Annotated in this window: 13 protein-coding genes; 12 read left to right on the top strand and 1 reads right to left on the bottom strand. The window is 72.6% G+C overall.

Annotated elements, in window-relative coordinates; genetic code table 11:
- Window positions 1-9 precede the first annotated feature (9 nt).
- Window positions 10-1,995: an acyl-CoA dehydrogenase family protein gene (locus EXE57_RS10035; protein ID WP_135077116.1), complete on the top strand. Its 1,986-nt coding sequence runs from the start codon at window positions 10-12 to the stop codon at window positions 1,993-1,995.
- Between the two features lie 30 nt (window positions 1,996-2,025).
- On the opposite strand, the gene EXE57_RS10030 is transcribed toward EXE57_RS10035, so the two are convergent.
- Window positions 2,026-2,529 carry an inorganic diphosphatase gene (locus EXE57_RS10030; RefSeq protein ID WP_135077113.1) on the bottom strand — a complete coding sequence of 168 codons (504 nt, stop codon included), beginning with the start codon at window positions 2,527-2,529 and terminating at the stop codon, window positions 2,026-2,028.
- Window positions 2,530-2,619: 90 nt separating this feature from the next.
- On the opposite strand from EXE57_RS10030, the gene dacB reads away from it, so the two are divergent.
- The 11 genes from dacB (at window position 2,620) to EXE57_RS09975 (ending at window position 12,408) form a co-directional block, all read left to right on the top strand.
- Window positions 2,620-4,071: a D-alanyl-D-alanine carboxypeptidase/D-alanyl-D-alanine endopeptidase gene (dacB, locus tag EXE57_RS10025; RefSeq protein WP_167305869.1), complete on the top strand. Its 1,452-nt coding sequence runs from the start codon at window positions 2,620-2,622 to the stop codon at window positions 4,069-4,071.
- Window positions 4,072-4,100: 29 nt separating this feature from the next.
- Window positions 4,101-5,126, top strand: a complete 1,026-nt coding sequence (locus EXE57_RS10020) for a zinc-dependent metalloprotease (protein ID WP_341869384.1) — start codon at window positions 4,101-4,103, stop codon at window positions 5,124-5,126.
- Between the two features lie 4 nt (window positions 5,127-5,130).
- Window positions 5,131-6,111, top strand: a complete 981-nt coding sequence (tilS, locus tag EXE57_RS10015; RefSeq protein ID WP_135077107.1) for a tRNA lysidine(34) synthetase TilS — start codon at window positions 5,131-5,133, stop codon at window positions 6,109-6,111.
- A 5-nt stretch (window positions 6,112-6,116) separates the two neighbouring features.
- On the top strand, window positions 6,117-6,668 hold the full coding sequence (gene hpt / locus EXE57_RS10010) for a hypoxanthine phosphoribosyltransferase (protein WP_135077103.1): 552 nt from the start codon (window positions 6,117-6,119) through the stop codon (window positions 6,666-6,668).
- 228 nt (window positions 6,669-6,896) lie between these two features.
- Window positions 6,897-8,951 carry an ATP-dependent zinc metalloprotease FtsH gene (gene ftsH / locus EXE57_RS10005; RefSeq protein WP_135077100.1) on the top strand — a complete coding sequence of 685 codons (2,055 nt, stop codon included), beginning with the start codon at window positions 6,897-6,899 and terminating at the stop codon, window positions 8,949-8,951.
- Window positions 8,948-9,562, top strand: coding sequence for a GTP cyclohydrolase I FolE (gene folE, locus EXE57_RS10000; protein WP_135077097.1), 615 nt, complete (start codon window positions 8,948-8,950; stop codon window positions 9,560-9,562). The genes ftsH and folE overlap by 4 nt, the downstream gene beginning before the upstream one ends.
- A gap of 8 nt (window positions 9,563-9,570) precedes the next feature.
- Window positions 9,571-10,395 carry a dihydropteroate synthase gene (gene folP, locus EXE57_RS09995; RefSeq protein ID WP_482805345.1) on the top strand — a complete coding sequence of 275 codons (825 nt, stop codon included), beginning with the start codon at window positions 9,571-9,573 and terminating at the stop codon, window positions 10,393-10,395.
- The gene (gene folB, locus EXE57_RS09990; protein ID WP_135077095.1) at window positions 10,392-10,763 is read left to right on the top strand and encodes a dihydroneopterin aldolase; all 372 of its coding nucleotides are present in this window, start codon (window positions 10,392-10,394) and stop codon (window positions 10,761-10,763) included. Before folP ends, folB begins: the two co-directional genes overlap by 4 nt.
- Window positions 10,760-11,329 carry a 2-amino-4-hydroxy-6-hydroxymethyldihydropteridine diphosphokinase gene (folK, locus tag EXE57_RS09985; protein WP_135077091.1) on the top strand — a complete coding sequence of 190 codons (570 nt, stop codon included), beginning with the start codon at window positions 10,760-10,762 and terminating at the stop codon, window positions 11,327-11,329. Before folB ends, folK begins: the two co-directional genes overlap by 4 nt.
- The gene (locus EXE57_RS09980; RefSeq protein WP_135077088.1) at window positions 11,326-11,820 is read left to right on the top strand and encodes a DUF3180 domain-containing protein; all 495 of its coding nucleotides are present in this window, start codon (window positions 11,326-11,328) and stop codon (window positions 11,818-11,820) included. The genes folK and EXE57_RS09980 overlap by 4 nt, the downstream gene beginning before the upstream one ends.
- A 9-nt stretch (window positions 11,821-11,829) precedes the next feature.
- Window positions 11,830-12,408 (top strand): hypothetical protein, encoded by a 579-nt coding sequence (locus tag EXE57_RS09975; protein WP_135077085.1) that lies wholly within the window; start codon window positions 11,830-11,832, stop codon window positions 12,406-12,408.
- The last annotated feature ends 37 nt before the right edge of the window (window positions 12,409-12,445 follow it).

Genomic DNA, 12,445 nt, shown 5'->3' with positions numbered 1-12,445 from the left:
GTCGGGGGCATGGCCACCGACACCGCTGCGCCCGATGCCGGCAGCACCCGCGGCTACGTCCAGCCCACCATCGACGTCGCGGCCCTGCGCCGGCTGCTCGACGGCCGCTACGCCGAGGTCCGCGACCTGGTCCGCAGCAACCTCGCCGAGCACGCCTCGGTCCTCGAGGAGGCCGAGACCCTCTCGACCGACGACTACCGCGACCGCGTGCGCGACCTCGTGGTCACCATGGCGTCCACCGGCCAGACCGGCATGGGCTTCCCCGAGGCGTACGGCGGCGGCGGCGACCTCGGCGCCTCGATCGCGGCCTTCGAGACGCTGGCCTACGGCGACCTGTCCGTCCTGGTGAAGGTCGGCGTGCAGTTCGGGCTCTTCGGCGGTGCGATCCTGCAGCTCGGCACGCAGCGCCACCACGACCAATACCTCGCCGACCTGATCTCCGGTCGCGTGATGGGCTGCTTCGCGATGACCGAGGTCGGGCACGGCTCCAACGTGCAGGCGCTCGGCACGGTGGCGACGTACGACCCGGACCGCGAGGAGTTCGTCCTCACCACCCCGGACCCGTCGGCGCGCAAGGACTGGATCGGCAACGCCGCCCGGCACGCCGAGCTGGCCGTGGTCTTCGCACAGCTCGAGGTCGGGGGCGAGGCGCACGGCGTGCACGCGCTCGTGGTTCCGCTGCGCCGCGACGGCGAGGTCCTCGACGGGATCACCATCGAGGACGACGGGCTGAAGATGGGGCTCAACGGCGTCGACAACGGGCGGATCGGCTTCGACCACGTCCGGGTGCCGCGCGAGAACCTCCTCGACCAGTTCGCGCAGGTGACCCCCGACGGGCGGTACGAGAGCCCGATCGAGAACGCCAACCGTCGCTTCTTCACCATGCTCGGGACGCTCGTCCAGGGCCGGGTGTGCGTCGGCGGAGCCGGCATCAACGCGGCCAAGGTGGCGCTCGCGATCGCGATCACCTACGCGGACCGCCGTCGGCAGTTCAACGCCACCTCGGAGGAGCAGGAGGAGCTGCTCCTCGACTACGGGCTGCACCAGCGTCGACTGCTGCCGCTGCTCGCACGGACGTACGCCCTCCACTTCGCCCAGGAGGTCGTGGCGCTCGAGCTGCACGAGGTATTCACGCAGACCGACGCCCCCGAGGAGGGGGAGAACGAGCACCGGCGGCGCGAGCTGGAGTCGCTGGCCGCCGGCACCAAGGCGCTCGGCACCTGGCACGCCACCCGCACCATCCAGGAGTGCCGCGAGGCGTGCGGCGGGCAGGGGTACCGCGCGGTCAACCGGTTCGCCGCCCTCAAGGCCGACACCGACGTCTTCACGACCTTCGAGGGCGACAACCACGTGCTGCTGCAGCTGGTCGCCAAGGGCCTGCTCACCGACTACGCCGGTGAGTTCGAGGAGATGGACCAGTTCGGGATGGTCCGCTTCGTCGCCGGGCTCGCGGTCGACACCGTCATCGAGCGGACCTCGGTGCACAAGCTGCTCGAGCGGGTCCGCGACGTGCTGCCGGGCGGCGACGAGTGGGACCAGGAGGCCGGGCTGCTCGACCCCGACTACCAGCGGATGATGCTGCGCTTCCGCGAGGAGCACATGCTCTCCGGCGTCGCACGCCGCCTCAAGCGCGGCATCGACGGTGGCATGGACCCGGGCGAGGTGTTCTCCCGCGTCCAGGACCACGTCATCGCCGCGGCCGGTGCCCACGTCGAACGGCAGGTGCTCGACGCGTTCGTCGACAAGGTGGCGACGCTCGAGGACGGCGACGCCAAGGTCGCCCTCAACCTGCTCTGCGACCTGTTCGCGCTCTCCACCATCGAGGCCGACCGGGCCTGGTTCATGGAGCACGGGCGGATGTCGGCGCAGCGCTCCAAGGCGATCAGCCGCGAGGTCAACGACCTGTGCCGCAAGCTCCGCCCGCTCGCCCGCGACCTGGTCGACGCGTTCGGCGTACCGCCGGAGATGCTGCGGTCGCCGGAGCTGGTGGGCTGACCCCCGACTGTCCGAGCGCCGTGGCGCGGGTCAGTGGCCGGGGTTGTCCTCGTGCCGCTTGAACGACGCCTGCACCTCGGCCTCGGCCTCCGTACGGCCGACCCAGTCGGCCCCCTCGACGGACTTGCCGGGCTCGAGGTCCTTGTAGACCTCGAAGAAGTGCTGGATCTCCAGGCGGTCGAACTTCGACACGTGGTTGATGTCGCGCAGGTGCTCCAGGCGCGGGTCGTGGCTCGGGACGCAGAGGACCTTGTCGTCGCCGCCGGCCTCGTCGGTCATGCGGAACATGCCGATCGCGCGGCACTTGATGACGCAGCCCGGGAAGGTCGGCTGCTGGAGGATGACCATCGCGTCGAGCGGGTCGCCGTCCTGGCCGAGGGTGTCCTCGATGAAGCCGTAGTCGGCCGGGTAGGCCGTGGAGGTGAACAGCATCCGGTCCAGCCGGATGCGCCCGGTCTCGTGGTCGACCTCGTACTTGTTGCGCTCCCCCTTGGGGATCTCCACCACCACGTCGAACTCGAGCACGTCGTCCATCCTCCGCTTCGTCTGCGACCGGCCGGGTCCCGGTCCCGGGGCCAGTGTCGCGCACAATGGCCCCGAACGCGCAGCCGGAAGGGACCCAGAGTGAGCAGACGTGACCCACACCACGGCAGCGGGCGCCGTCCGGGCCGCCGTGGCGCCGTCGCGCTCTGGCTCCCCGTGGTGCTCGTCCTGGTGCTCGTGGGCGGCGCCGTGGCGGCGTGGCAGTACGACCTCGGCGCCCGCTGGTTCGGCACCGCGACCCCCGACCCGGTCAGCGAACCGGCCGCCGTACCTCCTCCCGAGGGGCTGGAGGTGCCGGCCCTCGACCGGCCCGGGCCGGTCGCGGCGGAGTCCGGGGACGCGGCGCTCGCCCCTGCCGCCGTACGCCGGGCCCTCGCGCCCGGCCTGCGCGACCGCGACCTGGGCCGCTCCGTGCTCGCCGCGGTCGCCCCGCTCGAGGGTGCCGGCCCCGGCTACGAGTCGGGCTCGGGGTCCTTCCTGCCGGCGTCGACCACCAAGCTGGTGACCGCGGCGGCCGCCCTGTCCGCCCTCGGGCCGGACCACCGTTTCGAGACGACCGTCGTCGGCAGGCGCGGGTCGGTGACCCTCGTCGGTGGCGGCGACCCCTTCCTCGCGAGCCGCCCCGTCCCGTCGGGGGAGTGGCCGGACCGCGCCGACGTCGTCGACCTCGCTCGTCAGACCGCCCGATCGCTGCCCGGGCGCAGGCCGGTCCGGGTGGCGTACGACGCCTCGCTCTTCACCGGCCCCGCCGAGAACCCCTACTGGCGCAGCGACTACGTCCCCGACGGCATCGTCTCGCCGATGTCGGCGCTCTGGGTCGACGAGGGTCGCGACGCCGACGGCTTCGGCCGCGTGGCGGACCCGGCTGCGGTGGCCGCCGACCGGTTCGCCGAGGCGCTGCGCCAGCAGGGCGTGAAGGTCACCGGCCAGCCCCGGCCGGCCACGGCTCCCCGGGGCGCCGAGCAGCTGGCGGTCGTCCGCAGCGCCCCGCTGTCCGCGATCGTCGAGTGGGTGCTCGAGGTCAGCGACAACGAGGCCGCCGAGGTGCTGGCCCACCAGACAGCCCTCGCCACCGGCGAGGAGGCGTCGTTCGCGGGCGCCTCGCGAGCGGTCTCCGAGACACTGCGCGGGCTCGGCGTCCCGATGGCGGGAGTCGTGCTGCGGGACGGCAGCGGTCTGTCGCGGGACAACCGGCTGACCGCTCCCGCCCTCCTCGAGGTGCTGCGGCTGGCCGCCGACCCCGACCACCCCGAGCTCCGACCGGTGGCGACCGGGCTGCCCGTCGGCGGCTTCACCGGGTCGCTCGCCCTCCGGTTCGACGAGGCGCCCGAGGCAGGCGTCGGCCGGGTGCGCGCCAAGACCGGCACCCTCACCGGGGTCAGCTCGCTCGCCGGGATCGCGACCGACCTCGACGGCACGCCGATGGCCTTCGTCCTCGCCGCCGACCGGGTCCGCGTGCCCGACACGCTCGACGCGCGCCAGGCGCTCGACAACCTGGCCGGGGCGCTGGGGGCCTGCCGCTGCTCGCGCTGAGCGGTTGCCGTCACGCGTAGGGTCGGCGCATGGACTCCATGGTCGACTGGGACCTCGCCGTCAACATCGGATCCCGGTTGGCGGGCAGGGGTCCCGAGGTGACCCCCGATCAGGCCGCCGCCGTGGTGGCCGAGCTCCGGACCGCGGCCGACCGCTCCACCGGGCTGGTCCGAGACTTCACGGGACTGGTCGCCGCCGACCGCAGCGCGCCGGTCCTCGTCGTCGACCGCGCCGGCTGGGTGCAGGCCAACGCCGACGCCTTCTCCACCATGCTCGGCCCGGTCATCGAGAAGCTCTCGGAGAAGAAGGGGCCGCCCAACGGGCTGGCCCAGGCGGTCGGCTCGCGCGTCACCGGCGCCGAGGTCGGGCTGCTGCTCGGCTTCCTCGCCGGCAAGGTGCTGGGCCAGTTCGACCCCTTCCACGACCCGGCCGGCCGGCTGCTGCTCGTGGCCCCCAACATCGTCCACGTCGAGCGCGAGCTCCGGGCGGACCCGCAGGACTTCCGACTGTGGGTCTGCCTCCACGAGGAGACCCACCGGGTGCAGTTCACGGCCGTCCCGTGGCTGCGTGACCACCTCGCCTCCGAGATCGCGGCGCTCGCCGAGACCGTCGATCCCGGTGCGGCGCTCGAGGACGGCGTCAGGCGCGTCTCCGAGGCTCTCCGCGGCGGCGGGGGAGGCAGTCTGCTCGACGCGCTCGGCTCACCGGAGCAGAAGCAGATCCTCGAGCGGGTCACCGGGGTGATGTCGTTGCTCGAGGGCCACGCCGACGTCGTCATGGACGGCGTCGGTCCCCAGGTCATCGGCTCGGTCGCGGCCATCCGGAAGAAGTTCGACCAGCGTCGCCAGGGCATCGGGGTCCTCGACAGGTTCTTGCGCCGGATGCTCGGCCTCGACGCCAAGATGGCGCAGTACCGCGACGGCGCGAAGTTCGTCCGTGGCGTCGTGGACAAGGTGGGGATGGCCGAGTTCAACGCCGTCTGGGACGGCCCGGCGAACCTCCCGTCCAAGGCCGAGATCGCGGACCCGGACGCCTGGGTCTCGCGGGTGCTCTAGGCCGGTGGCACTGCCTCCGGCGGTCGCCGCCTGCCGTCGCGCCGTACGCCGGTCGCTGGCGGGCCTCGAGCCCGCCGACCGGGTCCTGGTCGCCTGCTCCGGCGGCGCCGACTCGCTCGCCCTGCTGGCCGCCACCGTCCACGAGGCCCACCGGATCGAGGTGCTCGTCCTCGGGGCGACCGTCGACCACGGCCTGCAGGACGGGTCGGCGGGGCGGGCCGACCTGGTGGTGGCCCAGATGGCCAGGCTCGGGGCCGACGAGACCGCGAGCGCCCGGGTGCGGGTCGAGGGGGCGGGCCAGGGACCCGAGGCGGCCGCCCGCCAGGCGCGCTACGCCGTGCTGGAGGAGCTCGCCGGCCGCGCCGGTGCGCGCCGGGTGCTGCTCGGCCACACCCTCGACGACCAGGCCGAGACCGTGCTGCTCGGGCTCGCCCGCGGCAGCGGTGGCCGCTCGATCGCCGGCATGCGACCGGCGTACGGCGTCTTCGTGCGTCCGCTCCTCGACGTGACCCGGGCCGAGACCGAGGCGGCGTGCCGCGCCGAGGACATCGCCTGGTGGGACGACCCCCACAACGAGGACCCGCGGTTCACCCGCAGCCGGGTCCGCCACGTCGTGCTACCCGTGCTCGAGCGCGAGCTCGGCCCGGGGGTCGCCCAGACCCTGGCCCGGACCGCGGCCATGCTCCGCCCCGACATGGAGGCGCTCGACCGGATGGCTGCGGTGGCCCACGACGCCCTCGACGGTTCCGACGGCCTCCCGCTGGGGGCGCTCCACGACCTCGACGAGGCCGTAGCCAGCCGGGTGCTGAGGCTGGCCGCGCTCGCCGCCGGAGCCGTGGACGCGGACCTCTTCCACGTCCACGTCCGGGCCCTGGTCGACCTCGCGGCGGGTGACATCAGCGGCCAGGTCCAGCTGCCCGGCCACGTCACGGCGGTCCGCGAGGCCGGGCACCTGCGGTTCCGGCCCACGACTGTGGAATCCTGACGTCCATGGATGCCTCGCACGTCGACGACGACCTGGTCAACGTCCTCTTCACCGAGGCCCAGATCCGGGAGCGGCTCGGTGAGCTGGCCGCCCAGATCGAGGAGGACTACGCCGGGCGCGACCTCCTCATCGTCGGCATCCTGCGCGGCGCCGTGATGGTCATGGCCGACCTCGCCCGCAGCTTCACCCGCCACCTCGAGATGGACTGGATGGCGATCTCGTCCTACGGCTCCGGCACCAAGTCCAGCGGCGTCGTGCGGATCCTCAAGGACCTCGACACCGACATCAGCGGTCGCGACGTCGTCATCGTCGACGAGATCATCGACACCGGCCTCACCCTGTCGTGGCTGACCTCCAACCTCGCCTCGCGCGAGCCGGCCAGCGTCGAGATCTGCACCCTGCTCCGCAAGCCCGAGGCGCTCCAGATGCCCGTCGACGTGAAGTACGTCGGCTGGGACATCCCGAACGAGTTCGTCGTCGGCTACGGCCTCGACTACCGCGAGAAGTACCGCAACCTGCGCGACATCGGCACCCTCGCGCCGCACGTCTACTCCTGAGGGAGGCACTCCGCACCCTTCGGCCCGGGCGTCGCACGGCGGGTAACGGCGGATCGGATGCGCTCCACACGCGTTGCAGCCCGTGTGGAGCGCCTCGCATCCACCGTTAGCCACCAATAACGTCCTCCCGACCGGCCAGGCGGCCGTCCGTTCGCCCCCGTTGGGCCCGCCTGCGAGAATGACCGAGACTCCTGTCCACCCTGCTCGACCTGACTCGAAGAGAAGTACGTGAAGCGGATCCTCCTGAATCGCTGGGTCATCGGCATCCTCGCCGTGACCGGCGTCCTGCTCGCCCTCCAGTACCTCGTCCCCACGGGCGAGTACGAGGAGGTCTCCACCTCGCGGATGATCGAGTACATCGACTCCGGCGAGGTCAAGGAGATCACCTTCATCGACGGTGACCAGGTCATCGAGGCGACCCTCGATGACGACGTCGAGCGTGACGGCGGCAACCAGGTCATGGCGTACTGGCTCGACGGCACCCAGGTCGACATCGAGGCCGCCGCCCAGGAGCAGATCCAGGCCGGCGAGATCGAGGACTACACCACCGAGATCGCCAAGCCCAGCGTGCTGGGCTCGATCCTGGCGACCTTCCTCCCGTTCGTGCTGATCGTGCTCGTCTTCCTGTGGCTGATGAACAACGTCCAGGGTGGCGGCGGCCGCGGGGTCATGCAGTTCGCGAAGTCCAAGGCCAAGCTGATCACCAAGGACATGCCGAAGACCACGTTCAGCGACGTGGCCGGCTGCGACGAGGCCATCGAGGAGCTCGGCGAGATCAAGGAGTTCCTCCAGGAGCCCGCCAAGTTCCAGGCCGTCGGCGCCAAGATCCCCAAGGGCGTGCTGCTCTACGGCCAGCCCGGAACCGGCAAGACCCTGCTCGCCCGCGCCGTCGCCGGCGAGGCGGGCGTCCCCTTCTACTCCATCTCGGGCTCCGACTTCGTCGAGATGTTCGTCGGCGTCGGCGCCAGCCGCGTCCGCGACCTGTTCGAGCAGGCCAAGGAGAACGCCCCGGCGATCGTCTTCATCGACGAGATCGACGCCGTCGGCCGCCACCGCGGCGCCGGCATGGGCGGCGGGCACGACGAGCGCGAGCAGACCCTCAACCAGCTGCTCGTCGAGATGGACGGCTTCGACGTCCGCGGCGGCGTCATCCTGATCGCGGCGACCAACCGCCCCGACGTGCTCGACCCCGCGCTGCTGCGTCCCGGCCGGTTCGACCGACAGATCGGCGTCGACGCGCCCGACCTCGCCGGTCGCGAGCAGATCCTCAAGGTCCACTCCCGCGGCAAGCCGCTGGCCCAGGACGTCGACCTGCGCGGCGTGGCCCGGCGTACGCCCGGCTTCAGCGGTGCCGACCTCGCCAACGTGCTCAACGAGGCCGCCCTGCTCACCGCCCGCCAGGGCGGCAAGCTGATCACCGACGAGGCGCTCGACGAGGCGATCGACCGGGTCATCGCGGGTCCGCAGCGCCGCACCAGGCTGATGAGCGAGAAGGAGAAGCTCGTCACCGCCTACCACGAGGGCGGTCACGCGCTCGTCGCCGCAGCACTGCCCGGCAGCGACCCGGTCCACAAGGTCACGATCCTGCCCCGCGGCCGCGCCCTCGGCTACACGATGGTGCTGCCCGACGAGGACAAGTACTCGCAGACCCGCAGCGAGCTGCTCGACAAGCTGGCCTACATGATGGGCGGCCGGGCCGCGGAGGAGATGGTCTTCCACGACCCGACCACCGGCGCCGGCAACGACATCGAGAAGGCCACCAACCTCGCCCGCGCGATGGTGACCCAGTACGGCATGACCGAGACGCTCGGCGCGATCAAGCTGGGCGAGTCCAACTCCGAGCCCTTCCTCGGTCGCGACCTCGGCCACAGCCGGAACTACTCCGAGGACGTCGCCGCCAAGGTCGACCAGGAGACCAAGACCCTGCTCGCCGTGGCCCACCAGGAGGCCTTCGACATCCTCGAGGAGAACCGGGACGTCCTCGACGCGCTGGTCCTCGCGCTGCTCGACAAGGAGACCCTCGACAAGTCCGAGGTCGCCGAGATCTTCGAGGCCCTGCGGCGGCGCCCGACCCGCCCGGCCTGGACGGGATCGCCCGACCGCAACCCCTCGGAGATCCCGCCCATCGAGATCCCGCAGGAGATCCGCGAGCGCTCGCGGGCCAACGGCACGCCCGCGGTCGAGGAGAGCGAGGGCGGCGTCGTCATCACCCCGCCCGGCGCGGGCGGCGACGTCCACGGCGATCCCGGCCTGGGCCAGGCACCTCCCGAGCCGCCTCGATGACCGACCCGATCTCGCTGCCGCAGCGCGACCCGGACGAGGTCCCCGCGTTCGACCACGCGCGGGCCGAGGCCGCCGTGCGCGAGCTGCTGCTGGCGATCGGCGAGGACCCCGGCCGCGAGGGGTTGCACGAGACGCCCGCCCGCGTCGCGCGGGCCTGGGCAGAGCTGACCACGGGCCTGCGGCAGACACCCGAGGACGTGCTCACCACGACCTTCGACCTCGGCCACGACGAGATGGTGCTGGTCCGGGACATCGAGCTGTGGTCGATGTGCGAGCACCACCTGGTGCCGTTCACGGGCGTCGCCCACGTGGGCTACATCCCGGCCGCGTCGGGCAAGATCACCGGGCTCTCCAAGCTGGCGCGGCTGGTCGACGTCTACGCCAAGCGGCCGCAGGTGCAGGAGCGGCTCACCACGCAGGTCGCCGACGCCCTCATGGAGATCCTGGAGCCCCGGGGGGTGATCGTCGTGATCGAGGCCGAGCACCTCTGCATGACGATGCGCGGGGTCCGCAAGGCCGGCGCCCGCACCATCACCTCCGCGATGCGCGGCATGATGCGCGAGCCCGCGACCCGCGCGGAGGCGCTGGCCCTGATCCACCAGAGGCCGTAGTCGAGATCGTGTCTGCGCGGCTGATGGGCATCGTCAACGTCACCCCCGACTCGTTCTCCGACGGGGGTCTCTTCGTCGAGACGGCCGCCGCGGTGGCCCACGGCCGCCGGCTGCTCGCCGAGGGCGCCGACATCCTCGACGTCGGGGGCGAGTCGACGCGGCCGGGAGCCACGCGTCCCCTGGTCGAGGAGGAGCTGGCCCGGGTCGTCCCGGTGGTCGAGGCACTCGCCGGGGACGGTGCCGTGGTCTCGGTCGACACGATGCGCTCCGAGGTGGCGCGCGCGGCCGTGGCCGCCGGCGCGGCCGTCGTCAACGACGTCTCCGGGGGGCTCGCCGACCCCGCGATCCTCGACGTGGTCGCCGAGTCCGGGGCGACGTACGTCGCCATGCACTGGCGCGGGCACGCCGACCGGATGCAGGACCTGGCGTCGTACGACGAGCCGGGCGGGGTCGTCGCGGCCGTCGTCCGCGAGCTGTCGGAGCGGGCCTCGGCCGCCCTGGCCGCCGGCATCCCCGCCGATCGTCTGGTGCTTGACCCGGGACTCGGCTTCGCCAAGACCGCCGACCACAACTGGGCGCTGGTCGCCGGACTCGACCGGCTCCACGCGCTCGGTCACCCGCTGCTGGTCGGTGGCAGTCGCAAGTCCTTCCTCGGCAGCCTGCTCCGTGGCGCGGACGGCAGCCCCCGGGCGGTCGGCGAACGCGAGTCCGCCAGCACCGCGCTGACCCTGCTGCTCGCGCAGCGGGGGGTGTGGGCGATCCGCGTGCACGACGTCCGGGCGAGCGCCGACGCGCTCGCCGTGCTGGAACGCCTGGAGCAGGAGCATCCATGACCGACGAGCTCACCATCACGGGCATCGAGTGCTTCGGGCACCACGGCGTCTTCGACCACGAGCGGCGCGACGGCCAGGTGTTCGTGATCGATCTCACGCTGGGCCTCGACACCCGTCCGGCAGCGGCCAGCGACGACTTGCAGGACACGGCCGACTACGGAACCCTCGTGGCCCGAGCGAAGGCCGCTGTCGAGTCGGACCCGGTCGACCTGATCGAGACGCTCGCCCAGCGGATCGCGGACGTGGCCCTTTCGGCCGATCGTGTTGAATGGGTGCGGGTGACGGTGCACAAGCCGGATGCCCCGATCGAGGCAGCGTTCGCCGACGTGGCACTGACGATCCGGAGAGACGTGAGGGACATCCTGTGACCGAGACGCCCAACCCGAACATCATCGATGCCGACACCCTGACCGGCGAGATGCGCCCGATCCGGCGTGCGGTGCTCGCCCTGGGTTCCAACCTCGGTGACCGGATGTCGTCGCTCCAGGGCGCCGTCGACGCGATCGCCGACACCCCCGACGTCTGGGTCACCGCGGTCTCCCCGGTCTACGAGACCGAGCCGGTCGACAGCCCCGACGACGCCGGTCCCTACCTCAACGCCGTGGTGCTCCTCGACACCACCCTGGCCGCCCACCGGCTGCTGGACCGGGCCCTCGCCGTCGAGGACGCCTACGACCGTGAGCGCAGCGAGATCCGCAACGCCCCGCGGACGCTCGACGTCGACGTGATCGTCGTCGGCGACCGTCGGGCCGACGACGACAACCTGCGGCTGCCCCACCCGCGCGCCCACGAGCGCGCGTTCGTGCTCCAGCCCTGGCACGACCTCGAGCCCGACGCCGTGCTTCCCGACGCAGGGGCCGTCAAGGAGCTGCTCGACGGGGTCGACGCCTCCGGCCTCACGCGCCGCGACGACCTGGCGCTCGAGCTCCAGTGACCGACGGTCCGTCGGGCGAGGAGCCGGACGGACCGGTCGAAGGACGGCTCCAGCCGACCTCCCCGGCCACGGTCGGCGGCTCGGTCATCGTCGGTCTCGTGGCGGGCTGGCTGCTCCACCCCGTCGCCGACCGGCTGGGCAACGCCCCGGTCATCAGCTGGCTGCAGCCGCTCGCGCTGTTCTTCGTGGGTGCCGTGCTGCTGGCCACGGCCTGGGTCACCCACCGCTCGCTGCACGTACGCCGGGAGTGGCTCGAGCCGCACCGGGCCGTCAACCGGTTGGTGCTGGCCCGCGCCTGCGTCGTCGTGGGCGGCCTCGCGGCCGGCGCGTACGTCGGCTATGCCGTCAGCTGGCTCGGGGTGCCCGGTGAGCTCGCCGACCAGCGGATCCTCCGTTCGCTGCTGGCCGGAGCGGCCGGTGTGACGATCGTCGTCGGGGCACTGCTCCTGGAGCGTGCGTGTCGTGTCAGAAAAGACGACGCGGCGCAATAGTCTCGTGGTATGTCTTCCCCGACCGCACGTCGGCGACAGCGCAGCACGCGCCTCACCGTCGCCGTTTCCCTGCTGACGATCGCCGCGGTCCTCGTGACCGCGGCGTTCCTCGGTGACGTCGCCTGGTTCCAGGCGTTCGCCGCCGTGTCCGCCGTGGTGCTCGGCGCTGCCGCCACCCGGATCACCCACTCCGAGCTCATGCAGACGCGCCGCGACGCGGCACGCGACCGCGCCGAGCAGGCGCAGGCCTACCGCTCCCTCACCGAGGAGCGCACCGCCGAGCACACTGCCTTCGCCGACTCGATGAAGTCGCGCGTCGACCAGCAGGAGCTGGCCCTCACCGAGCTCGAGAGCGCGCTCAGCGAGGCCCAGAAGCGGGCGGCCGAGGCGACGCGCAAGTTCAACGCGGAGGCGCGGCGGGCCGAGCTGGCCGAGCAGGAGGGTCGCGCGGTCACGGTGCGGCTCGAGGAGGCCGAGGAGCGTGCCGCCGAGGCGGTGCTGCGGGTCGCCGAGCTCGAGCAGGAGGCCGACGTGCTGCGGGCCGAGCTGGCTGCCTGGCAGGCCGAGCCCGCCCGGCTGCGCGCCTGAGCGAGTCCGACCGCTGGGGGGCCTGCTCCCGCGGTGC

The organism is Nocardioides euryhalodurans (genome assembly GCF_004564375.1).
GTDB lineage: Bacteria > Actinomycetota > Actinomycetes > Propionibacteriales > Nocardioidaceae > Nocardioides > Nocardioides euryhalodurans.
This window is presented reverse-complemented; position numbering and strand designations above follow the sequence as displayed.

Coding starts and splice junctions, on each gene's coding strand:
- EXE57_RS10035 (WP_135077116.1), top strand. CDS start 10: ATGGCCACCGACACCGCTGCGCCCGATGCCGGCAGCACCCGCGGCTAC.
- EXE57_RS10030 (WP_135077113.1), bottom strand. CDS start 2,529: ATGGACGACGTGCTCGAGTTCGACGTGGTGGTGGAGATCCCCAAGGGG.
- EXE57_RS10020 (WP_341869384.1), top strand. CDS start 4,101: ATGGACTCCATGGTCGACTGGGACCTCGCCGTCAACATCGGATCCCGG.
- hpt (WP_135077103.1), top strand. CDS start 6,117: ATGGATGCCTCGCACGTCGACGACGACCTGGTCAACGTCCTCTTCACC.
- folE (WP_135077097.1), top strand. CDS start 8,948: ATGACCGACCCGATCTCGCTGCCGCAGCGCGACCCGGACGAGGTCCCC.
- folB (WP_135077095.1), top strand. CDS start 10,392: ATGACCGACGAGCTCACCATCACGGGCATCGAGTGCTTCGGGCACCAC.
- EXE57_RS09975 (WP_135077085.1), top strand. CDS start 11,830: ATGTCTTCCCCGACCGCACGTCGGCGACAGCGCAGCACGCGCCTCACC.